Source organism: Pseudomonas sp. S3_A09, from assembly GCF_054668065.1.
The window spans coordinates 15,158-36,703 of the sequence record NZ_CP162752.1; the positions used below are offsets into that span (position 1 = coordinate 15,158).

A 21,546-nucleotide genomic window follows, 5' to 3' on the forward strand; every position below is an offset into this window, starting at 1 on the left:
AGGGGAGCTGGTCAGCCAGCTCCCTTAGGAAAGTTCAGTTCTTGTAGTCGGTATCACTGCGCTCCAACTGCCGAATCAACGCATTCCAATGCCGCGCCACGCCCGGTCCTTCGCCGCTGGCGTTCGCCTTGGCCTGTTGCTCGACCTTCTCCACCACGTCCACTGGGGGGAAAATCAACGCCGCATTCCCCGCTGCCTGGGCTGCGATTTGGATATTGCAGGCCCGCTCCAGTTGCTGCAGTTGCTGAAACGCATGCTCTACGCTAACGCCGGCGGTCAACAACCCATGATTACGCAGGATCATCACACTTTTGTCGCCCAAGTCCGCGACTAATCGCTCGCGCTCGTCCAGGTCGAGGGCAATGCCTTCATAGCCGTGGTACGCCACACGCCCGGAGAAACCAATGGAATGCTGGGAAATCGGCAACAGGCCGTCTTTTTGCGCCGACACCGCAATACCGTCTCGGGTGTGGGTGTGCAGCACCGCTTGCAGGTCGTGGCGTGCGCCGTGGATGGCGCTGTGGATCACATAGCCGGCGTAGTTGATGCCAAGGCCGGTAGGGTCGTCGACGATAGTGCCGTCGAGGTCGACCTTGACCAGGTTGGACGCATTGATTTCATCGAACAACAACCCAAATGCATTGATCAGGAAATGCGCGTCCGGGCCCGGCACGCGAGCGGAGAAGTGGGTGTAGATGTGATCGGTCCACTTGTACAACGCCGCCAGGCGATAGGCGGCGGCCAGTTTGACGCGCACCTCCCATTCTTCCGCAGTGACGCGCTGGCGAACAGGGTTGGAAACGCTGGAAATCGAGGTGACGCTGCTCATGGCAAAACTTCCTGGATGGCCTTAAGGACTTCCAGGCAAGCCTATGGGATGCAAAAAAATAATAAAAAGCACATTTTAATCTAAGCTAATTATTATTATTTTTTATATCAAGCTGCATGCTTGATCGGGTGCAACGAGGCAGCCACTAACTTGCCAAACGCATCCACCGGCCCTTGCAGGTTGCCCAGGAAGTGCGGATAGATCAGCCACAGATCCATCACCGGCTTGAAATCCTTGAGCGGCATCACCGCCAGTTGCTCACGGTGCACACTGCGCTCCAACAACGGGCGTGGTACCAGGCCAAGGCCCAGGCCGTCCGCCACCAACCCCAGTTGTAGCTCAGTGCCAAACGTCTCCAGGTTCACCCGCAATGCCAGCCCCTGATCGGACAAGGTCCGCTGCAACCCCGCGCGGAAACCGCAGCCATCCGGATTGAGAATCCAGCCGTTCTGGTACACATCCGCCAGTTTGCAGGGCTTCTTCGGCAGTTGCGCCTTGGCGCAGACCACCACCAGCTCCATCTTGCCGATCGACTCGCCGACGATGTTGTCCGGGAAGATCTTGCCCGCCGGGAACAGTGCCGCCGCCGCATCCAACTCGCCGCGCTCGATCTTGCCCACCAATTGGCTGCCCCAGCCCGTAGCGACCTGGGCGCGCAGGTCCGGATACTCCGTACGCAGGTGTTTGAGCGCGTCCAGCAGCACCACATCACCTATGGTCTGCGGCACACCCAGGCGCAACAGGCCGGTGGGGGGTGCGTCAGTGGCCACCAGTTCACGCAGGGCGTCCATCTCGCGCAGGATCAACCGGCACTGCTCGTAGACCCGGGTGCCGATCAGCGTAGGCTTGAGAGGTTTGGTATTGCGGTCGAATAGCTCCACCCCCAGCGCCTGCTCGAAGTTCTGCACCCGGCGAGTGATAGCCGGCTGGGTCAGCTGCAACGACTCGGCGGCATGGCTGATGGACTGGCAACGAATCACTTCGACAAAGGCATCGATATCGTCAATTTTCATTTGGGCCGCACATAGAGAACAGTCATTAAGATGTGTGGGAAGCATAGTTGCAGGAACGAAGTCTGGATAGCCCGCGCTGTGATCGATAACGTCTTACACTATTCAGATCGGTTCTAAATTACCTTCGGCTATAAGCTAATCATTAAAAAATAGCATATTAACAATAAACATTATGCTTAGATAAACCCATCATTACCGACCACACGATGGAATTGTCATGACCCAGGCCCGACACCCCGAGAGACTTAGAGCCTTCATAGGCGCCCTGGCGGAATTGATCGACGGCAATCCACGCGAGGGCGACCTGCTGCACCGTGGCGGCAAGTTGCTGGCGCAACTGGTCAGCCATGATGACTGGCTCCCCGATGAGTTCGCCCAACCCGATCCCGAGCGCTATCAACAATTCCTGCTGCATGCCGACTCGCGCCAGCGCTTCAGCATCGTCAGTTTTGTCTGGGGACCAGGACAAAGCACGCCGATCCACGACCACCGGGTATGGGGATTGATCGGGATGCTGCGCGGCTCGGAGTTCTCCCAAGGGTTCGAACGCGCCCCCGATGGCAGCCTGATTGCCGATGGCAAGCCGGTCCGGTTGGTGCCGGGCCAAGTCGAGGCTGTGTCGCCCAAGGTCGGTGACATTCACCAGGTGAGCAACGCCCACAGCGACCAGGTGTCGATCAGCATCCACGTGTACGGCGCCAATATCGGTGCGGTGCGCCGCGCGGTGTACCAGCCCGACGGCAGCGAGAAACTTTTTATCTCCGGTTATTCCAACGCCTTCCTCCCGAATATCTGGGATTTGTCCAAAGAAAAGAGCCCTGCCCTATGACCCCCGTATCGACCCGCAGCTTTGCGCAGATTCGCCAGGCCCTGTTGGACCGTGAAGAAGTCGCCCTGGTCGACGTGCGCGAAGAAGCGCCGTTCGCCGAATCCCATCCGTTGTTTGCCGCGAACATTCCGCTGTCGAAACTGGAACTGGAGGTGTATTCACGCATCCCGCGGCGCGATACCGAGGTCACCGTCTACGACAACGGCGAAGGCCTGGCTGTCCGTGCTGCCGAGCGCCTGGGCGAGTTGGGCTACACCCGGGTCAGCCTGCTGGAAGGTGGGTTGGACGGTTGGCGCAACGCCGGTGGCGAGCTGTTCATCGACGTAAACGTGCCGAGCAAGGCATTTGGCGAACTGGTGGAGAGCGAACGACACACGCCGTCACTGGCCGCCGAAGAAGTGCAGGCCCTGCTCGACAGCCAGGCCGATGTGGTGGTGCTCGACGCGCGGCGCTTTGACGAATACCAGACCATGAGCATTCCCACCGGCATCAGCGTGCCCGGTGCCGAGTTAGTGTTGCGCGCCCGCGAACTGGCGCCGGACCCGGCCACCCGCATCATCGTTAACTGCGCCGGGCGCACCCGCAGCATTATCGGCACCCAGTCGCTGATCAATGCCGGCGTGGCCAACCCCGTCTCGGCGCTGCGCAACGGCACCATTGGCTGGACACTGGCCGGGCAGACGCTCGCACACGGCCAGTCGCGCCGCTTTGCGCCGACCGCGGAAGAGCACCGCCAGCTCGCCGCTACCGATGCGCGTCGGGTTGCCGACAAGGCTCGCGTCGGCCGTGCCACTCTGGCCGATCTGCACGCCTGGCAGCGGGAGCAGAAACGTACGACGTACCTGTTCGACGTACGTACTCCGGAAGAATTTGACGCCGGGCATCTGCAGGGCGCGCGCTCCACGCCAGGCGGTCAGTTGGTGCAGGAAACCGACCACGTCGCCAGCGTGCGTGGCGCACGGTTGGTGTTGGCGGATGACGACGGCGTGCGCGCAAACATGTCCGCCTCCTGGCTGGCCCAACTGGGTTGGGAAGTGTACGTGCTGGATAACCTGCAGCCCGCGCAATTCAGCGAGAAAGGCGCCTGGGTCGCACCAGTGCCGGCACCGCCCCAGGCCGAACTGATCAGCCCCCATACCCTCGCCGAATGGCAGGCCCATGGCGACACCGTGGTACTGGACTTCACTGCCAGCGCCAACTACGTGAAGCGCCACGTCCCCGGTGCCTGGTGGGCCCTGCGCGCACAACTGCCCCAGGCCCTGGCCAAGGTGCCCACCGCCCAACGCTATGTGCTGACGTGTGGCAGCAGCCAACTGGCGCGCCTGGCGGTAGCTGAAGTCGAAGCCATCACCGGCAAGCCCGTGTTCCTGCTGCAAGGCGGCACCGCCGGCTGGATCGACGCGCAACTGCCACTCGAAGAAGGTGAAACTCACCTGGCCTCACCGCGCATCGACCGCTACCGCCGTCCGTACGAAGGCACCGACAATCCCAAGGAAGCCATGCAGGCGTATCTGGATTGGGAATTCGGCCTGGTCGACCAACTGGCCCGCGACGGCACCCATGGTTTCTATGTGATCTGAAATCCCCCAAGCTGCCTGCACCCACACGCGGCGCAGGCTTTAATCCGGATGCCCGCGTTTTCGTTGACGGTTTTCGCGAGCAAGCTCGCTCCTACAGGGCGTCGCCATGACATCAACGCGTCCCCTTTTACCGGGCGTGGGCGACGACTATGCATGCTTGCTGAACGAACGGGGCGACACCCATTATCGGGGCCTGTAGGGCAACCTGACCCTGACCCGAATCACACCAAAAAAATACGGTTAGAGAATAATATTCTTCCACTTAATCATTTATTTTCATAATTACAATATAACCAAAAAGAACTTCACAGCCAGTTTTTATAGGCATAACGTTAACCCATGCACCGACCCCTTCTCCAGGCGGAGGTAAACGAACCTTTTCTTGATCTGCCTGGAGCCTGCATTCCATGGTCTTTACCACCCCCTTCAAGCGCCTGCTCCTGGGCACCGCACTCGCCTTCGGCCTGATCGGCAGCAGCCACGCCGCCGACCTGCAACCGCTGCGCGTAGCCAATCAGAAATCCACCATCAAGGCGCTGCTGGAAGCTTCCGGCGAATCGGAAAACGTGCCCTACGACATTCGCTGGGCGGAGTTCCCCTCCGCCTCACCCCTGGGCGAAGCCTTGAATGCCGGGGCCGTAGACATCGGCGCCCTTGGTGATGCGCCCTACGTGTTCGCCCTGGGTGCCGGTGCGTCGCTCAAGGTGGTCAGCATCATTCACGCTGAGGGGCGTAACACCACCGCCCTGGTGGTCCCCAGGAACTCACCGATCAAGACCGTCGCCGACCTCAAGGGCAAGAAGATCGTCACCGGGCGCGGCTCCATCGGCCATTACCTGGCGATCAAGGCCCTGGCCACCGCCGGCTTGACCACCCAGGATGTGCAGTTCATTTTCCTGCTACCAAGCGAATCGCGCCTGGTGCTGGATAACGGTACTGCCGACGCCTGGGCCACCTGGGACCCGTACACCACGGTGGTCACCTCGCAAAGCCAGGCCCGCGTGCTGATCAGTGGCAACAAGCTGTTGAGCAATCACCTGTACCTCGCGGCCACCCGCCAAGCCATCGCCGACAAGCGCCCGCAACTGGATGACTTTGTCGCCCGCGTCGACCGCGCTTATGCCTGGGCCAACGTGCACCCTCATGAATACGCGGCCGCCCAGGCCAAGATCACCGGCCTGCCGCTGGATGTGCATGTCGAAGTGGCCAAGGACACCCACCTGACACCGGTCGCCATCGACGATGCGGTTATCAGCGGCCTGCAAACAACCGCTGACACCTACCAAAAAGAGGGCCTGTTGCTCAAGCACATCGACGTGTCTCAGGGCTTCGACAAGAGCTTCAACGCCAAGCGTGTCCCCCTTTCCCAAGCATCGCGCTAAATAGGAGCAGAACATGAGCGAGCCACGGCATTTGAAACTGGATGCGCCGTTCCCGGAACTCGGTGACCTGGGTTCCAACAGCCAGAAAGGCGGCTCCGACCGCTACAGCGTCGCCGCCGAGGTTGAAGCGCAGCAGCAGGCGCTGGCATGAGCCAATCCTCGCACCCTGCCCTACGCTCCGTGGAAGTCGCCCACTTCGAAGCCCTGCTCGAACGCCTCACCGTCGAGCTGGCCAGCACCGCGCACCTCTACGACGAGAGCGGCGCCTTTCCCCACGCCAACTTCCAGTTGCTGCACCAACATGGCCTGGTCGCCCTCACCGTGCCCAAGGCTTTTGGCGGCGGCGGTGCCAGCCTGCTCCAGGCGCGCAAGGCCATCAGTGCGATCGCCAAGGGCGAACCGTCCACGGCGCTGATCCTGGTGATGCAGTACTTGCAACACACGCGCCTGCAAGACAGCAAGACCTGGCCCGCCCACCTGCGCACGCAAGTGGCCGAAGACGCCGTGCGCAACGGCGCCTTGATCAACGCCCTGCGTGTCGAACCTGACCTTGGCACCCCGGCCCGCGGCGGTCTGCCGGCGACCACCGCGATACGCACCGCCGAGGGCTGGCGCATCAGCGGCCGCAAGGTCTACTCCACCGGCAGCCACGGCCTGAGCTGGCTCAGCGTGTGGGGCCGCAGTGATGATGCCGACCCACTGGTGGGCGCCTGGTTGGTGCCCAAAGACAGTCCCGGCGTGACCATCATCGACACGTGGGACCACCTGGGCATGCGGGCTACGTGCAGCCATGAAGTGGTGCTCGACAACGTGTTGGTGCCGCTGGACCATGCCGTCAGCGTCAGCCCGTGGAGCGCGCCGACGCCGGAGCTGGATGGCGAAGGCTTGCTGTGGATGTCGGTGTTGCTGTCCTCGGTATACGACGCCGTGGCCCAGGCTGCGCGGGACTGGCTGGTGAACTGGTTGGAAGCGCGTACGCCGTCCAACCTTGGTGCTGCGCTGTCGACCTTGCCGCGGTTCCAGGAAACCGTCGGCCATATCGACACCCTGCTGTTCGCCAACCGCAGCCTGCTTGACGCTGCCGCCGAAGGTCACACGCCAGCCGCCAACGCGGCGCAGTTGAAATACCTGGTGACCCACAACGCCATCCGCGCCGTGGAGCTGGCCATCGAAGCCTCGGGCAACCCCGGCCTGTCGCGCCATAGTCCGTTGCAACGGCATTACCGCGACGTGCTGTGCAGCCGCGTACACACCCCACAGAACGACGCCGTATTGCAAGGCATCGGCAAAGCCGTCTTCGTCCAACGCCAGAAGGAACGTACGTGAGCCCGGTGAGCCAGATCGCGCGGGGCGGGTTGCTGAATCACGAGGCGTTGCGGGATGGGCATCCTTTGTATACCCACCCGAGCGTGAGGTTGTCGCCGCGTACGTCGGCGATTTCCACCAACAGCCGCAATGAGATCTGGAGCGGTATGCGGCGAGCTCCGAACTGGCGAATCTCGCCAACGCCTAACGCGGTAAAAATCTAGGATTATTTGATGCGGTAGTGGAAGGTGTTGCGCACCGCCGGCACCGCTACTGCCTTGCCGTCCACCACTCTCGGTTGGTAGCGGAAGGTATTCGCCGCCGCCAGGGAAGGCCGCATGAACAGTGGGTGGCAGCCGTCCAGCACCCTGGGGTTTTCCACGCGGCCCAGGGTGTTGACGGTGTACTCCACCGAACAATCGCCTTCAATGTTCTTGTCCAGGGCACGCTCCGGATAGTCCGGCGCCTCCTTGCTCAAGGGTTGGTACTGGCGGCTGTCGAATGCCGGCGCAGCGGCCGGGGCTGCAGGGCGTGCGCGTTCAGCGGCGAGGCGCTCCTGGGCCAGACGCTGCTGCTCCAGCTCGCGGTTGCGTTGTTCAGCGGCCTGGCGTTGCTGTTGCTGTTGCTGTTGCTGTTGCTGCTCCAGCTTCCTTTCCTCAACCCGCTTGCGCGCCAACGCGGCTTTTTCCAGTTTTTGTGCCTGGACCTGTGGATCAACGACCGGTTTCGCCGGCACGGGAACCACGACAGGCTCCGGCGCAGGCGCTGCGACCGCCGCCGGCTCAGGCACTGGCACTGGCACTGGCGCTGGCGCTGGCGGCATTATCACCAACTGGGTATGCATCACCCTTGGCGCTTCCAGCGTGGGTGCTTCCGTCGACCAACCCAGCATCAGCGCCGCCAGCACCCCCACATGCAGCGCCACCGCGAGGCTGGCCGCCAAGCTGTTTCTCCAGAGCCCGGAAAACGCCGGGGGCGCCATCGTCAGCAGCGGACTGTGCATGATCATCGCCGTCATTGCGGGGCCTCGGTCACCAGCCCCAGGTTGCTTACACCACCCTTCTGCAACACCGCCATGGCCGCCACGACCTTGCCGTATCCGGCGTTGTCATCGGCGCGGATGTACACCTGGGTGTCGCTGCGCGCCGCCACCACCTGCGTGACTTTGGCGCCCATTTCATCCAGGGTCACGGCGCTGTCGGTCTGGTGCGTGGTGTCGAGTTCGCCGCCCAGGTTCCAGTAGTAGCCGCCGTCAGCCTTGACCGACAGCGTGAGGATCTGCTGGCGCGTGTCGCTCGCCAGTGCCTCGGCGGCGACCTTGGGCAGCTCGATTTTCACGCCCTGGGTCAACATCGGGGCGGTGACCATGAAGATCACCAGCAGCACCAGCATCACGTCGATGTAAGGCACCACGTTCATCTCCGCCTTGGGCCCGTGCTTGCGTTGTGGCCTGGTCAACATCGGTTTGCTCCTTGTTCAGGCGGCCACGGCCAGGTTGATCGGCGTACCGCGCAGGGTGCGGTGCAGACGCACTTGCAGTTCGTTACCGAAGGCGTAGTAGCGGGTCAGCAAGGTCTGCCCACGTGCCGCGAAACGGTTGTAGGCGATCACCGCCGGGATGGCCGCGAACAGGCCGATGGCAGTGGCGATCAATGCCTCGGCGATGCCCGGCGCTACCGTCGACAACGTGGCCTGTTGCACCTGGGACAAACCGATAAAGGAATTCATGATGCCCCACACCGTGCCGAACAAGCCGATGTAGGGGCTGACCGAACCCACAGTCGCGAGGAATTGCAGACCCTTTTCCAGCTCGATTTCCTGCTCGGTGATCGCCACCTGCAGCGCGCGCTCGACACCTTCCAGCACCGCCGGGTCGTGGCCCTGCAGGTGCTGATATTCCTGCACCCCCGCGATAAAGATCGGCGCAACGCCACCCTCGCCCGCCTGCACGGTTTCGCGGTACAGCGGCTGCAAGTCAGGCGCAGCCCGAAAGCGCAGCACAAAACCTTTCAACTGCCGCTCCAGGCGTCGCAGGACACTGGCGCGCTGGATGATCAGGTACCAACTGAGCAAGGACGCCAGCAGCAATGTGACCATCACTGCCTTGACCAACAGGCTGGCGTCACTGATCAAGCCCCAGATCGTCATATGTTCCATCGTCGCGTGCATGGTTAAGCTCCTATTCGATTAAAAAGTGATGACCGGGTGATGACGCCTACGGCAATTTCAACGCGCGGGTCACGTCGGCCCAGGGCACGAACTTGAAGTTCTGGGTCTGTTCGGGCATGCGCTTGCGCCCGTCCTGCACCACCAGCAGGCCTTTGCTCCAGGGGCCGCCAAGGTTGATGGCAGTGACTTCCAGGCCGTCGGTTTCGGAAGCGCCATCGATCCCTGCCGCCGCATTCAGGCCGACGCGAAAGGCACCGTGCATGGCGAACGGTGGCTCGGCATCCAGCACCAGGTAGCTGTCATTGCCCTGGCTGGAGATCACCAGGTAGTCGCGTTCATCGCTCTGGTACAACGCCAGGCCCTCGACATCCGCATGCAGCTGCGGCCCGACCTTGATCACGCTGGTGAGCGTGGCCGGTTGGTCGGCACGCGCATCCACCGCCCAGACGCCGACGTCTTCTTCACCGATGAACAAACGCTGGCGCTGGTCGTCGGCCACACAGCCCTCGGGTTGGCTGTCGACGTTGAACTGGCGCACCAACTCGCCCTGCACCCGGCCGTCCGGTGCACTCAGGCGGTATTGAAGGAAGGTGCCGTCCTTGCCGTTGGCAATCGCGTAGATCTCACCGCTGGCGGGCTGGAACAGGCAAATGCCATAGATTTCCTTGAGTGGCGTCGGCACTTCACCGGCTTCGCGCAGTTCGCCGCTGCGGCGGTCGATGCTGAACAGGCTCAGGCTGTTGTGATCACGATTGCTGGCCACGGCCAGGTCGACGGTCTGCGCCCCGAGCTTGAAGTTGGGGCGCACGTCAACGTTATTCAGGCGACCGACCGCAAGCTCCTGCAACAGCTTGCCGTCGAGGTCATAGGCCAGCAGGCCGTGTTTTTTGTTGGTACCGAGCACGCGGCTGCGGGCCGGTTGTTCGGGGTGAATCCAGATCGCGGGATCATCCGCCGCATCGCCCTGGCGACCGACCGGGTCGGTCTGGCGCAGAGCGGCGACTTCCGCCAATACCGACTCGGTGGCCACAGGCTTGGGCTGCCAGTCGAGTTGGCCTTGGTAGAGCCGACCGGTGTCGTCATCGCGCACCAGCACTTGCTGGCCGTTGACGCTCAGTTGCTCCGGTTCTTTCAGGCCCGGCAGCGTCAGGCTGCCCTGTTCCACCCAACGCTCGCCGGTGTGCTGAAACAGATGCAGTTGGGCAGTCTTCGGGTCCAGCGTCACCAGCCCACCCGGCACCAACGCCATGGCGCCAGCCTCGCGTTTGGGAGCGTCAAACAGCGCCACCGGCGTGCGTTTCACCTCCGCCTCCGGGTGCGCCGGGTAGGCCCACCAGCCGACGTTTTCTTCATTGACCAGCAACTGCTGGGTCGCATCATCCACCTGGCAAAACTGTGCCGACGGCGGCAGTGGCAAACCACGCACGCGCTGAGGCTCGCCTGACAGCGTCGAACCATTGCCCACCAGCCATTGTTCACCCTTGCCCTCGTCTCCCACCAGGAACACAAAGAGGTTGGCGGCTGCGTCGCGGAACAGGCACAGGCCATTGACCGGGTAGTCGCGAGTCGGCAGGTACAGCGGTTTGCCGAAGGTTTTAGCCGAGGCATCGAGGTTCACCAACAGCGCTTGCTGGCGGTCGTTGTCGAGGCTGGCAACCAGCACTTGGTTGCCAGCGGTGCGGGTGTCAAGGCTGCTGAAATTACCGTTGAAGCGGACCAGTTCGGCACCTTTGCCGTCGAGCAGTTGCAGGCCGTTGCGGGTACCGGCGGCCAGGCGCTCAGTGCGGCCCGGCAGGAAAGTCACCGCGTCAGCATTCAGGCTTGGCGCCCAAGGGGTGAGCGCCAGGTCGGCGGCCATGACCGGCGAGCACGCGGCCAACACCATCATTAGGTAGAGCTTGGACATTCTCATGAACAATCAAAATCCTTGTCGTGCAGGAGCGAATTCGCTCGCGCCTACAGTGGAAAAATGGCGAGTTAGAAGTGGGTGAACGTCAGGCCCAGCTTGTAGGTCGGGCCGTACTCTTCGTACTGGCCGTTGTAGCTGCGGTGGCCGGTGTAGACGAAGTACGACTCATCGGTAAGGTTCTGGGCCTCGAAGCTGACTTGCAGGTTCTTGGTCAGTGAGTAGCGCGCGCTGAAATCAACGAAGGTCTGGGCGTCGACGTGCAGGTCGTGGGCCTTGTCGTTGATTGAGGCCAGCTCGTAGAGGTAGGCCGATTTGTAGTTGGCCGACAGACGCAGGCTGAGCTTGTCGTCTTCCCAGCCAAGCATCAGGTTGCCGACGGTGTCTGACTGGTTAGGCAGGCTGATGTTGCGTTTGCGATTCGAACCGCTGGCGCTGTCGAAGCCTTCGATGTCGGCGCTGGAACGGCTGAACGTGGTATTGGCACCGATCAGCAGGCCGTTCCACGGTGCAGGCAGCCAATCGAATTTCTGTGAGTAGGCCAGTTCCAGGCCGTAGAGCTTGGCACTGTCACCGTTGGCATAGGTATGCGCCTCGGAAAAGTTGGCCCAGGCCCCGCTGCCGGCCAGGTCGGTGTTGTAGACGAAGTTCTTGATGTCCTTGTAGAACACAAACGCCGAGACGGTGCCGGCGCGGCCCATGAAGTGCTCGATGCCGAGGTCGAGGTTGCTCGATTCCAGGGGCTTGAGGTCCGGGTTGCCGAAGGTGGCCTCGTCATCGTCAATGACAAACCCCGGCGCCAATTGGCCGAAGGTCGGGCGCACCACGGCTTTGGTCCAGGCCGCGCGCACCTGGGTGTTCTTGTCGATCTGGTAGCGCGCATGCAGGCCCGGCAGCCAGTGGTGATAGCGGCGCTTGGTCTCGGTGGGCGTGAACACGCCATCGGTGGCGCCTGTGCCCTTGGCTTCGAACTCGGTACCTTCGTAACGCAGGCCGGCGATGAAGCGCCAGTCGTCGATATCGATAGTGTTCATCAGGTAACCGGCGTTGATGTCTTCACGGAGGGTGAAGTCGTTGACCCGGGATTCAGTCTCGTCATAGAAGTCTGCGGCGTTGAGGTTGCCGATCAGGTGTTTGATGCTGCTGGGGCTGATGCCTGGCCCGTAGTTGCCCAGGCGGTAGTCCACGTTGCTTTTCTGGAATTGGCTGAGGTTGAGCTGATCGTCGGTAAAACCGAGGGTGTCGAAGTCTTTGTAAACCCAGGCTTCCAGGTCGTTGTCCTTGTTGCGACGGCTGACCTTGCCGCCGAACTTCACCTGGGACGTATAGCCGCTCAGGTCGTAGTCGCGGGCCAGGTCCAGGCGCAGGTTTTTCTCGGTGTCCTTGGTGTTCTGTTTTTCCCAGTCGACCTTGTCGAGGGTGAAGTTGCGTGCGTCATAGAAGCCGCTGCCAATGATCGGGCGTGGCGTGTCTTTGTCGTAGAAGCCACTGTTGGCAAAGTCACCGCCGTCGAACGTGGCGCCGGCGATATGCGCCGGGCTGTCTTCACTGGATTGGCTGTAGCCGGCCTGGCCACTCAGGGTCCACAGGCCGAGCATGCGCTCGCCACCGAACACATAGGACTGGATTTTCTGGGTCTCTTCGCGGTTCTTCAGCTTGCGCTTGGCCTCGGCATCGCCCAGTTCGCCGGCGGCGAGTGGGTCGGCAAATTCGATGCTGGTGGCGTTACGGGTCTCGGTGTCTTTGTAGCTGCTGTAGAGGGTGCGCAGGTAGTAGCTGCTGAGGTCATCGGGTTTGTAGTCGAAGTTCAGACCGCCACCGGCACGTTCTCGACTGATGTCGTAGTCGCGCTGTTCGAATTCGTTGAGCTTGGCGCCATGGGTGAAATCCCACGCGCCGCCGGTCTCGACGTTGTCCGAGCCGAAGTCACGCTTCTGCCAACTGAGCGCGGCGGCCACGCCGAAGTTGTCGACGCCGTCGCCGAGGCTGAAACGGTTGCTGGCAGCGCCGGAGAATTTCGGGCTGGTCTGGTGGCTGTTCTTGTCGTAGCTGGCTTCGGTGCTCCCGGTGTAGAACAGGCCCTTGTGGTCGAAGGCCGACAGGCTTTGCACATCCACGGTGCCGCCGAGGGAGTTGGCGTCCATGTCCGGGGTGAGGGTCTTGATCACCGACAGCGACTGCACCAGCTCCGAAGGCAGCACATCGAGGGCCACCGCGCGGCGTGCGCTTTCCGGGGCGGGCACCAGGGTGCCGTTGATGGTCACGCTGTTGAGGTCCGGGCCCAGGCCGCGCACGCTGACAAAGCGCCCTTCGCCCTGGTCGCGTTCCACGCTGATACCCGGCAGGCGCTGCGCCGCTTCGGCGACGTTTTCATCCGGCAACTGGGCCACGCCGTCGGCATGCACCACGCTCTTGATGCTGTCGGCGCTGCGTTGCTCCTTGAGCGCCTGATCCATGGCTGCCGCCTGGCCGACCACTTCGACGTGCTCGGTGTTGCTCACTTCGGCCGCCGAAAGCCGCTCGCTGGCAATTGCCAGGGCCAAGGCAGTAAGCGTGAAGCCGACGAGCCCGGTGCGCTTGTACATGCAATCCTCCCCAAGAATCCGTTGGCGCCAGGCAAGAGGCCCGGCAACTGGAAGGGCACGCTAGGGGTGGGGGATGACGGTTCTGTGACAAGGGGTGGCGTGAAGGCCCGTAAACAAGGGCTCTACGCTGGGATTCGATGTGAAATGAGCTGATATGACCTGTGAAGATCAACTGTGGGAGGGGGCTTGCCCTCGATGGCGGTAGGTCAGTCACCTGATTTTCCGCTGACACACCGCTATCGGGGGCAAGCCCCCTCCCCCATTTTTGATTTTTAATGCCTGGACGGATGAGCTGATTCGACCCCTCCCCACCGTCACGCAACCGTCACATCCATCTGCTGTGCTGGCGCCCATCGCTTATTTGCCCAAGGACTCGCGGCCATGTTTTCCGTGCTCAAGCCCCACCGCTGGAAACTCTCCCTGTTGCTGATCGCGGCCAACCTCGGGCTGATCCTGCACCTGGCCTGCGGCGAGTTGAAAAGCTTCAGCGAATGGGTGTGGCTGGATATCGTCGGCGAAGGCGGCTCCGCGCTGTTGGCGTTGGTCTGGCTGGGCCTGGTGCTGAAAAGCCGCCCCGCCGGGCGCGTCACCAACTACCTGGCGCTAGGCCTGTCATGCATCTTTTTCTCCTGGTGGATCGACAGCCTCGACGAATTCATCCGCCTGCCCGACAGCATCACCTGGGACCACTGGCTGGAATCCGGACCAATGCCGGTGGGCATGATCCTGCTGACCATCGGCATCTACCATTGGCACCGCGAGCAACTGGCGATCAGCGCGCAGATGGAAAAGCGCGAGCGGTTGTTTCGCGAGCATCGGCTGTTCGACAAACTCACCCCCTTGGCCGGTGCCGACTACCTCAAGCGCCAGCTGGCCGACAGCCTGCAGGACAGCCACACCCAGCAACAACCCCTGTCGCTGCTGGCTCTGGACCTGGACAACTTCGCCGCCATCAACCAGGCCTACGGGCATGCCGAGGGCGACGCGGTGCTGCAGGCCCTCAGCCATTTGTTGTTGCTCAACCTGCGCCGGCAGGACCTGCTGTGCCGCCTGGCCGGCGATCGGTTTGTGGTGCTGCTGCCCAATACCGGCGAGCGCCAGGCCAAGGCGCTGGCGCTGGAATTGCAACAGGCAGTGCGCGGCCTGGCCCACAAAACCCGGCTGCACGGTGAACGTCTGCAACTGGCGGCGACCACTGCCGTGGTCATGGCCCTGAACGAGCCGCCCCACGACCTGCTCAAGCGCCTCAACCTGGCCCTGGCCAGGGCCAAGCAGCCCCTGGCGAAAAGCGCCTGAGATGGCCGTCAAAACCAGCTGGTACGAAGCCGACAGCCGCTTTATTCCCGGTCACTACCAACCGGCCACGCTGATCGACCTGGCCCTGTCCCGGGACATCGACAGCCATCGCCTGCTGCGCGGCACCGGCTTGTTCCACGAAGACATCCTGGCCGGCACTGCGCGGTTGAGCCCGCAGCAGTTCCTCGGATTGATCGGCAACAGTCGCAAGTTACTGGACGCGGATGACAGCAGTTTTCTGTTTGGCCAACGCCTGTTGCCCGGCTACTACGGCGCCGCCAGCCACGCGTTGGGTCATGCACAGAACCTGCACCAGGCCCTGGACATTCTGATCCAGCAACAGGTGTTGCTCAGCCCGCTGGTCACCCTGCAACTGGAGCTGGATGAGCACCACGCCTACCTGTACTGGCTGGACAGTTGCGGCGCCGGTGAACACTGGCGCTTCCTGCTCGAAGCCAGCATGACCTCACTGGTTGCCATGAGCCAATGGCTCAGCGGCGAGCGCCTGCCGTGGACGGCCAGCTTCAGCCATGCCGAACCGCGTTATGTCGAACAGTATTGGGTGCACCTGGGGGAAGACACGCGTTTCGAGCGACCGCTGGACATGCTGAGCATCCCCCGCGAACACCTCATCCGCGCGTGGCCCGGCGCCTCGGCCACCGCAGGCCAAGTCGCGCGCCAACACGCCCGCGAGCAGATCGAACAGCTGGGTTTCACCAGCAGTTTTCTTGATTGTCTCTACGACTACCTGCACGAGCAGGTGCGCCAGCCGCCAAGCCTGGAACAGGCCGCGCACGCCTTCGCCATGAGCCCGGCGACCCTCAAGCGCAAGCTGCATAAACATGCCACCGGCTTTCAGCAGCAGGTTGACCGTGTGCGCAAGCAGGTGGCGCTGCACCTGTATCAGGTCAAGGGTTACAGCAATGACGAAGTGGCGGCGTACCTGAACTTCAACGACGCGGCAAACTTTCGCCGTTCATTCAAGCGCTGGACCGGTAGCACGCCCCACCTGATCCGCCAGCTGTTCAACAGCCGCTAGCCAGGCGTTCACGCAGGAACTCCACCAGTGCCTGCACCGGCCGCGAGCCTTGCCGGTGTTGCGGGTAAACCGCTGACAGGGTCAGGGCCTCGGGGGCGAATTCGTCGAGGACGGTGACCAGGCGGCCGTCCTTCAACGCGTCGCCGACGATAAAGGTCGGCAGGTAGGTCACGCCCAGGCCGGCGATGGCCGTGTCGCGCAGCAGGTCGCCGTTGTTCACACGCATGCGCCCGCTGACGTTCAGCGCCTGCACCTTGCCCTTGAAGCGCCACTGCACCTGACGACCATGGCCGTAGGGCAGGCAATCGTGTTCGGCGAGGTCGTCGGGTTTATGCGGCGTACCGCGCAGGGCCAGGTAGTCGGGGCTGGCGCAGTACACCCGGGGAATGCTGGCGATGCGACGGGCAATCAAGGTGGAGTCTTCCAGGGTGCCGATGCGCAGCACCAGGTCGTAGCCTTCGCCGATCAGGTCCACGGGGCGGTCGCTCAAGTCCACCTCCACCGCGACCTGGGGATAGCGCCGCAGGAACAGCGGCAACAGGCAACCCAGGTGGGCCATGGCAAACGACAAAGGCGCGCTCAGGCGAATGGTACCGCGGGGTTCGCTGTTCTGGCCGGCGATGCCCTGCTCCACCTGCTCGACTTCACTGAGCAGGCGCAAGGCGGACTCGTAGTAGCTCTGGCCGAGTGGCGTGACGTCCAGCCGGCGCGTGGAACGGTTGAGCAGGCGTACGCCCAGGCGGTCTTCCAGTTGGATCAGGCGGCGGCTGACGAACTGCTTGGACAGCCCCAATTGCTCGGCGGCGGCGGTGAAACTGCCGGACTCCATGACCTGGCAGAACAGGCGCATGTCTTCGAAGGGGTTCATTGTCGCTTCTCGGTGGACATTTGCGGTTTTTATAGCGGTTTAGTGGGCACGCCACAAACCAAAATAGGGAAACACGAACAAATGTGGGAGGGGGCCTGCTCCCGAATGCAGTGGGTCAGTCACAGATGCTGGGACTGACACACTGCATTCGGGAGCAAGCCCCTCCCACAGGGAATTACCTACATCCTTGAAGGCTAGTTACTTGGCAGTGAACGCCGAGTAGCTGTTCATCAGGTTGCGGTAGTTGGGAATGCGCGGCGACAGCAGGTTGGCCAGGCCTTCCATGTCGTTGCGCCAGTCCACTTGCAGCTCGCAGGCCACGGCGAACCAGTTCACCAGTTGCGCACCGGCGGCCGTCATGCGCGCCCAGGCAGCTTGTTGCACGGTTTCGTTGAAGGTACCGGAGGCATCGGTGACCACGAACACCTCAAAGCCTTCATCGAGGGCACACAGGGTCGGGAACGCGACGCACACATCCGTCACCACGCCGGCAATGATGATCTGCTTGCGGCCGGTCGCCTTGACCGCCTTGACGAAATCTTCGTTGTCCCAGGCGTTGATCTGGCCAGGGCGGGCGATGTACGGGGCGTCCGGGAACAGGGCTTTGAGCTCTGGAACCAGTGGACCGTTGGGACCGCTTTCAAAACTGGTGGTCAGGATGGTCGGCAGGTTGAAGAATTTGGCGACGTCAGCCAACGCCAGCACGTTGTTCTTGAATTCGTTCGGGGAGAAGTCCTGTACCAGAGAAATCAGGCCGGTCTGGTGATCGACCAACAGGACCACGGCGTCATCTTTGTTCAAGCGCGAGTAAGGCATGGGGTAACTCCTTTAGGGATGTATGGAATTCAGAAGGCAAAGCACGAGCAGCCAAACGCCCCCCAGAAACCCTGGAAGTCGCTGACCGGCACACTGGAAAGGCGCGCCTTTTCATGGCTATGGGAATGCACGCCGCACGGGCCGCTGCATTGGTGCACCTGAGCCTGCAAGGGCGAGCTTGGGCGCCAGTGCCCTGGCACCTTGACCACCGGCGACCAATCCGGCAGCACCGGAACGCGCGGCGGTGCGTAATCTTCGAAGTCACCGGCGCCGTAGACCACCTTGCCACCGACCACGGTCAGTACCGACTCGATCCACTTGATGGCCTCTTCGTCGACGCTGAAGAAGTCCGCCGACAGTGCCGCCACGTCGGCCAACTGCCCGACCTTGATCTGGCCCTTCTTGCCCTGCTCGGACGAGAACCAGGCGCTGCCATGGGTGAACAGCTCCAACGCGGTGAGGCGCGGCAGGCCCTCGGCGTGCAGTTCCAGGCCACCGACGGTGCGGCCGCTGACCATCCAGTACAACGAAGTCCACGGGTTGTAGCTCGACACCCGCGTGGCATCAGTGCCCGCCCCGACCGGCACGCCTTCGGCGAGCATGCGCTTGATCGGCGGCGTGGCTTCGGCGGCCTTGGCGCCGTAGCGCTCGACAAAGTACTCGCCCTGGAATGCCATGCGGTCCTGGATCGCGATCCCCCCGCCGAGGGCGCGCACACGCTCGATATTTTTCGGGGTGATGGTTTCGGCGTGGTCGAAGAACCACGGCAAGCCGTTAAACGGGATGTCGCGGTTGACCTTCTCGAACACGTCGAGCATGCGCGAGATGGATTCGTCATAGGTCGCGTGCAGGCGGAACGGCCAGCGCTGCTCCACCAGGTGGCGTACCACCGGCTCCAGCTCCTGCTCCATGCTCAACGGCAAATCCGGGCGTGGCTCAAGGAAGTCTTCAAAGTCTGCCGCCGAGAACACCAGCATCTCGCCCGCGCCGTTGTGGCGCAGGTAGTCATCGCCCTGGTGCAGGGTGACGCTGCCGGTCCACTGCTTGAAGTCGCTGAGTTCTTCCTTGGGCTTCTGGGTGAACAGGTTGTAGGCGATACGCACCGTCAACTGTTCGTCCTTGGCCAGTTGCTCGATCACTGCGTAATCGTCCGGATAATTCTGGAAACCGCCGCCGGCATCAATGGCGCTGGTCAGGCCCAGGCGATTGAGTTCACGCATGAACTGGCGAGTCGAGTTGACCTGGTATTCCAGCGGCAGTTTCGGGCCTTTGGCGAGCGTCGAATACAGGATCATCGCGTTGGGACGGGCCACCAGCATGCCGGTAGGGTTGCCGTGGCTGTCACGCACGATCTCGCCACCCGGCGGGTTTGGCGTGTCCTTGGTGTAGCCGGCCACGCGCAGCGCAGCACGGTTGAGCAAGGCGCGGTCGTACAGGTGCAGCACGAACACCGGCGTATCGGGCGCTGCCTGGTTCAACTCTTCCAGGGTCGGCATGCGTTTTTCGGCGAACTGGAACTCGTTCCACCCCCCACCACGCGCACCCATTGCGGGGTTGGCGTACGGTCGGCCTGGTCCTTGAGCATACGCAGGGCATCGGCCAGGGACGGCACGCCTTCCCAGCGTAGTTCGAGGTTGTAGTTCAAGCCGCCACGGATCAGGTGCAAGTGGGAGTCATTGAGGCCGGGGATGACGGTACGGCCCTTGAGGTCGATGACCTGGGTGCCACTGCCGCGCAGGGCCATGGCTTCACCGTCACTGCCCACGGCGACAAAGCGCCCCTCGCGGATCGCGACGGCAGTGGCGCGTGGGTTTTCACGGTCCACAGTGTGGAACTGGCCATTGAACAGAATCAGATCGGCGTTCATAGGGTTTCCTTTACAGAGGCTTCAAGCCAGGGAGCGAACAGGCGGGTGGCCGCCGGCATCAGCAGGTAGACCACCAGCACAACGATAGTCACGGTGACCAGGAACGTGGCGACCACGTAGTTGGACAGGAACGGGTGCAGGCGCAATACCGGGCCCCACACGATGGGTACCAGCAGGGTCAGCGGCAGGATGACGCACAAGGTGACCACCGCCTGTTTCCAACGCGGCGGCTTGGCGGCGTTTTCAGATTCGGGGTTGAACCAGAATTCGTTAACCGCGCCGATTTCGGTGTTGTCGCCTTCGGCCAGCATCGGAGTGGCTTCGGCGATCAAGGTCTTGCGTTCGGGAGAGTCGAGCCAGGTTTCAAGGTCGTCGGTGGAGCGGTAGCGCAATATGCAGGTGAACAGTGCCAGTTTGCCCTGCTTGCTGCGCACTACGTCGACACCGAGGTGGCCAGGACGGTCGCCGGCGATGCGCACGATGCGGCGTAGCCAGGCTTCGTAGTCGGCTTCATGGCCTTGTTTGATCAGGTGTTTGACGACGAGGGTGACGACTTCGTCGGGGCCGGGTTTTGCTGCTGGGTCCATGGGATGTCCCTCTGCCTTGATGTTTCAGCGATGAGGGGGAGTTTGCCGGGGGTGCGGTGGGGAAAATTGGATGTACGTGCTGTTTGGTGGGGTTGCCCGAGATCACGATCAACAGCCAGATCAAGAGCAGCAAGATATCGGCTGATAGAGGCAGACCCAAATGTGGGAGCGGGCTTGCTCGCGAATGCGGTGGGTCAGTTGATATATCTGTAACTGACCCACCGCATTCGCGAGCAAGCCCGCTCCCACAGTTTTTGACCGAGTTCGACCACAGAATACCGGTCGGCTATAAGACTGCCGCGCTTTGGTTTTTGATCTTCGGCGCCCCCGTAAAACACGCTGACCGAACGCAGGCTTTGGAGCGTGCGCAAGGGCGGAACCAATAGCAGTCGTTACCGCAGAAATGGATATGGACTCAAAAGATCAAACCACCCGCGCCATATGCTCCCCAATCCGCGCCCGCAACCAGCGTTCCGCCGGATCATTGTCATGCACCCCACTCCACACCATCGACAACTCCGCCGCGTCGATGGCGAACGGCGGGTCCTCCGCGCGCAAGGCGGTGCCTTCGGTCAACGCACACGCCGCATAATCGGGCACCGTCGCGATAATCTGGGTGCCCGCCAACAGCGCCCGCAATCCGCTGAACTGCGGCACGGCCAACACCACCCGCCGCGCCCGGCCGATGCGCGCAAGGTCCAGGTCAATGTTGCCGCTCAAATCCCCGGAAAACGACACCATCGCATGGGGGCGCTCACAGTAGTCATCCAAGGTCAGCGGTGCAGCACCGTCATCCCCACGCAAGACCTTGCACGGAATGTCCCGCAGTTTCTTGCGCTTGGCATTCGCCGGCAACTCGGTGGTGTAGCTCACCCCTACCGTGATCTCCCCACTGGCCAGCAACGACGACATCAAGAGGTAATTAGCCCGGCGAACCACCACGATTATCCCTGGGGCCTCCTCGCGCAGTTGACTAAGCAGGGGTGGGAACAGGCCAAATTCAGCGTCGTCCGAGAGGCCGATGCGGAACACCGCACAACTGGTAGAAGGGTCGAAATCCTTGGCACGGCTGACGGCGCCGGAAATAGTGTCCATGGCCGGTTGCAACTCCTTGAGTATCGCCACGGCGCGTGGCGTGGGCTCCATGCCCCGCCCATTACGCAGCAGCAACGGGTCGTCGAACAGATCGCGCAGACGCCCCAAGGCCGCACTCACCGCCGGCTGCCCCATAAAGAGCTTTTCGGCGACACGGGTCAGGTTCTTCTCGAACATCAGCGCTTCGAAAATCACCAGCAGGTTCATGTCGACGCGGCGCAGGTCGTTGCGGTTCATAGGGGCATGTCCAAACGGTTGGCAAGCCTACAGATAAGCATGGGAAAAGCGCCCTGCATTGCATGCCTGTGCTGTCTTTTCCAGCTCGGCACCTGGCGAAATTAACAACGATTAACTCGTCAGCCGGATGGTCCGGCAACAAG

General features: G+C 62.3%; 18 protein-coding genes and 2 pseudogenes. 8 read left to right on the forward strand and 12 right to left on the reverse strand.

Annotated elements, in window-relative coordinates; all coding sequences use genetic code 11:
- Positions 1 to 34: 34 nt before the first annotated feature.
- Together AB4N92_RS00060 and AB4N92_RS00065 are read right to left on the reverse strand one after the other, a co-directional pair.
- Positions 35 to 829, reverse strand: coding sequence for a class II aldolase/adducin family protein (locus tag AB4N92_RS00060; RefSeq protein ID WP_021492715.1), 795 nt, complete (start codon positions 827 to 829; stop codon positions 35 to 37).
- 107 nt (positions 830 to 936) lie between these two features.
- Entirely contained in the window at positions 937 to 1,842 is a 906-nt protein-coding gene (locus AB4N92_RS00065; protein WP_042572179.1) for a LysR family transcriptional regulator, read from the reverse strand.
- Positions 1,843 to 2,059: 217 nt separating this feature from the next.
- On the opposite strand from AB4N92_RS00065, the gene AB4N92_RS00070 reads away from it, so the two are divergent.
- The 6 genes and pseudogenes from AB4N92_RS00070 to AB4N92_RS00095 all read left to right on the forward strand — a co-directional run.
- Positions 2,060 to 2,671, forward strand: a complete 612-nt coding sequence (locus AB4N92_RS00070; RefSeq protein ID WP_021492716.1) for a cysteine dioxygenase family protein — start codon at positions 2,060 to 2,062, stop codon at positions 2,669 to 2,671.
- On the forward strand, positions 2,668 to 4,251 hold the full coding sequence (locus tag AB4N92_RS00075; RefSeq protein ID WP_069672558.1) for a rhodanese-related sulfurtransferase: 1,584 nt from the start codon (positions 2,668 to 2,670) through the stop codon (positions 4,249 to 4,251). The genes AB4N92_RS00070 and AB4N92_RS00075 overlap by 4 nt, the downstream gene beginning before the upstream one ends.
- Positions 4,252 to 4,658: 407 nt before the next feature.
- Positions 4,659 to 5,633, forward strand: coding sequence for an ABC transporter substrate-binding protein (locus AB4N92_RS00080; RefSeq protein ID WP_047540966.1), 975 nt, complete (start codon positions 4,659 to 4,661; stop codon positions 5,631 to 5,633).
- A 13-nt stretch (positions 5,634 to 5,646) separates the two neighbouring features.
- Positions 5,647 to 5,784, forward strand: coding sequence for a hypothetical protein (locus AB4N92_RS00085; protein ID WP_010209731.1), 138 nt, complete (start codon positions 5,647 to 5,649; stop codon positions 5,782 to 5,784).
- A complete protein-coding gene (locus AB4N92_RS00090) occupies positions 5,781 to 6,959 on the forward strand; it encodes an acyl-CoA dehydrogenase family protein (RefSeq protein WP_044287335.1) in 1,179 nt (392 codons plus the stop codon). The genes AB4N92_RS00085 and AB4N92_RS00090 overlap by 4 nt, the downstream gene beginning before the upstream one ends.
- 14 nt (positions 6,960 to 6,973) lie before the next feature.
- Positions 6,974 to 7,096, forward strand: a pseudogene (locus AB4N92_RS00095) (dihydrofolate reductase); the annotation flags it as partial.
- Positions 7,097 to 7,164: 68 nt separating this feature from the next.
- Here AB4N92_RS00095 and AB4N92_RS00100 read toward each other — a convergent pair.
- The 5 genes from AB4N92_RS00100 to AB4N92_RS00120 form a co-directional block, all read right to left on the reverse strand.
- The gene (locus AB4N92_RS00100; RefSeq protein WP_236267461.1) at positions 7,165 to 7,956 is read right to left on the reverse strand and encodes an energy transducer TonB; all 792 of its coding nucleotides are present in this window, start codon (positions 7,954 to 7,956) and stop codon (positions 7,165 to 7,167) included.
- Complete coding sequence (tolR, locus tag AB4N92_RS00105; RefSeq protein WP_021492721.1) at positions 7,953 to 8,399, reverse strand: protein TolR; 447 nt, start codon at positions 8,397 to 8,399, stop codon at positions 7,953 to 7,955. Before tolR ends, AB4N92_RS00100 begins: the two co-directional genes overlap by 4 nt.
- Positions 8,400 to 8,414: 15 nt before the next feature.
- On the reverse strand, positions 8,415 to 9,107 hold the full coding sequence (tolQ, locus tag AB4N92_RS00110) for a protein TolQ (protein WP_010209725.1): 693 nt from the start codon (positions 9,105 to 9,107) through the stop codon (positions 8,415 to 8,417).
- 46 nt (positions 9,108 to 9,153) lie between these two features.
- Positions 9,154 to 11,019 (reverse strand): phytase, encoded by a 1,866-nt coding sequence (locus AB4N92_RS00115; protein ID WP_047540957.1) that lies wholly within the window; start codon positions 11,017 to 11,019, stop codon positions 9,154 to 9,156.
- Positions 11,020 to 11,084: 65 nt separating this feature from the next.
- Positions 11,085 to 13,598: a TonB-dependent receptor gene (locus AB4N92_RS00120; RefSeq protein WP_236267459.1), complete on the reverse strand. Its 2,514-nt coding sequence runs from the start codon at positions 13,596 to 13,598 to the stop codon at positions 11,085 to 11,087.
- Positions 13,599 to 13,979: 381 nt separating this feature from the next.
- On the opposite strand from AB4N92_RS00120, the gene AB4N92_RS00125 reads away from it, so the two are divergent.
- Together AB4N92_RS00125 and AB4N92_RS00130 are read left to right on the forward strand one after the other, a co-directional pair.
- Entirely contained in the window at positions 13,980 to 14,894 is a 915-nt protein-coding gene (locus tag AB4N92_RS00125; RefSeq protein ID WP_021492724.1) for a GGDEF domain-containing protein, read from the forward strand.
- A gap of 1 nt (position 14,895) precedes the next feature.
- Positions 14,896 to 15,933: an AraC family transcriptional regulator gene (locus AB4N92_RS00130; RefSeq protein WP_044287338.1), complete on the forward strand. Its 1,038-nt coding sequence runs from the start codon at positions 14,896 to 14,898 to the stop codon at positions 15,931 to 15,933.
- Here the strand turns inward: AB4N92_RS00130 and AB4N92_RS00135 are convergent.
- From AB4N92_RS00135 to AB4N92_RS00155, 5 genes and pseudogenes are all read right to left on the reverse strand, one after another.
- Positions 15,920 to 16,801 carry a LysR family transcriptional regulator gene (locus AB4N92_RS00135; RefSeq protein ID WP_010209717.1) on the reverse strand — a complete coding sequence of 294 codons (882 nt, stop codon included), beginning with the start codon at positions 16,799 to 16,801 and terminating at the stop codon, positions 15,920 to 15,922. The genes AB4N92_RS00130 and AB4N92_RS00135 overlap by 14 nt on opposite strands.
- A 198-nt stretch (positions 16,802 to 16,999) precedes the next feature.
- Positions 17,000 to 17,617 carry an isochorismate family cysteine hydrolase YcaC gene (gene ycaC, locus AB4N92_RS00140; protein ID WP_010209715.1) on the reverse strand — a complete coding sequence of 206 codons (618 nt, stop codon included), beginning with the start codon at positions 17,615 to 17,617 and terminating at the stop codon, positions 17,000 to 17,002.
- A gap of 29 nt (positions 17,618 to 17,646) precedes the next feature.
- A pseudogene (locus tag AB4N92_RS00145) lies at positions 17,647 to 19,484 on the reverse strand (amidohydrolase).
- Positions 19,481 to 20,071, reverse strand: a complete 591-nt coding sequence (locus AB4N92_RS00150) for an antibiotic biosynthesis monooxygenase (RefSeq protein ID WP_010209713.1) — start codon at positions 20,069 to 20,071, stop codon at positions 19,481 to 19,483. The pseudogene AB4N92_RS00145 and the gene AB4N92_RS00150 overlap by 4 nt, the downstream one beginning before the upstream one ends.
- Positions 20,072 to 20,494: 423 nt before the next feature.
- Positions 20,495 to 21,403, reverse strand: a complete 909-nt coding sequence (locus tag AB4N92_RS00155) for a LysR family transcriptional regulator (protein ID WP_010209712.1) — start codon at positions 21,401 to 21,403, stop codon at positions 20,495 to 20,497.
- Between the last annotated feature and the right edge of the window lie 143 nt (positions 21,404 to 21,546).

Excerpts from the sequence above, each read along its gene's own strand:
- AB4N92_RS00060 (WP_021492715.1), bottom strand. The coding sequence starts at position 829 with ATGAGCAGCGTCACCTCGATTTCCAGCGTTTCCAACCCTGTTCGCCAG.
- AB4N92_RS00065 (WP_042572179.1), bottom strand. The coding sequence starts at position 1,842 with ATGAAAATTGACGATATCGATGCCTTTGTCGAAGTGATTCGTTGCCAG.
- AB4N92_RS00070 (WP_021492716.1), top strand. The coding sequence starts at position 2,060 with ATGACCCAGGCCCGACACCCCGAGAGACTTAGAGCCTTCATAGGCGCC.
- AB4N92_RS00075 (WP_069672558.1), top strand. The coding sequence starts at position 2,668 with ATGACCCCCGTATCGACCCGCAGCTTTGCGCAGATTCGCCAGGCCCTG.
- AB4N92_RS00080 (WP_047540966.1), top strand. The coding sequence starts at position 4,659 with ATGGTCTTTACCACCCCCTTCAAGCGCCTGCTCCTGGGCACCGCACTC.
- AB4N92_RS00085 (WP_010209731.1), top strand. The coding sequence starts at position 5,647 with ATGAGCGAGCCACGGCATTTGAAACTGGATGCGCCGTTCCCGGAACTC.
- AB4N92_RS00090 (WP_044287335.1), top strand. The coding sequence starts at position 5,781 with ATGAGCCAATCCTCGCACCCTGCCCTACGCTCCGTGGAAGTCGCCCAC.
- AB4N92_RS00100 (WP_236267461.1), bottom strand. The coding sequence starts at position 7,956 with ATGACGGCGATGATCATGCACAGTCCGCTGCTGACGATGGCGCCCCCG.
- tolR (WP_021492721.1), bottom strand. The coding sequence starts at position 8,399 with ATGTTGACCAGGCCACAACGCAAGCACGGGCCCAAGGCGGAGATGAAC.
- tolQ (WP_010209725.1), bottom strand. The coding sequence starts at position 9,107 with ATGCACGCGACGATGGAACATATGACGATCTGGGGCTTGATCAGTGAC.
- AB4N92_RS00115 (WP_047540957.1), bottom strand. The coding sequence starts at position 11,019 with ATGAGAATGTCCAAGCTCTACCTAATGATGGTGTTGGCCGCGTGCTCG.
- AB4N92_RS00120 (WP_236267459.1), bottom strand. The coding sequence starts at position 13,598 with ATGTACAAGCGCACCGGGCTCGTCGGCTTCACGCTTACTGCCTTGGCC.
- AB4N92_RS00125 (WP_021492724.1), top strand. The coding sequence starts at position 13,980 with ATGTTTTCCGTGCTCAAGCCCCACCGCTGGAAACTCTCCCTGTTGCTG.
- AB4N92_RS00130 (WP_044287338.1), top strand. The coding sequence starts at position 14,896 with ATGGCCGTCAAAACCAGCTGGTACGAAGCCGACAGCCGCTTTATTCCC.
- AB4N92_RS00135 (WP_010209717.1), bottom strand. The coding sequence starts at position 16,801 with ATGAACCCCTTCGAAGACATGCGCCTGTTCTGCCAGGTCATGGAGTCC.
- ycaC (WP_010209715.1), bottom strand. The coding sequence starts at position 17,617 with ATGCCTTACTCGCGCTTGAACAAAGATGACGCCGTGGTCCTGTTGGTC.
- AB4N92_RS00150 (WP_010209713.1), bottom strand. The coding sequence starts at position 20,071 with ATGGACCCAGCAGCAAAACCCGGCCCCGACGAAGTCGTCACCCTCGTC.
- AB4N92_RS00155 (WP_010209712.1), bottom strand. The coding sequence starts at position 21,403 with ATGAACCGCAACGACCTGCGCCGCGTCGACATGAACCTGCTGGTGATT.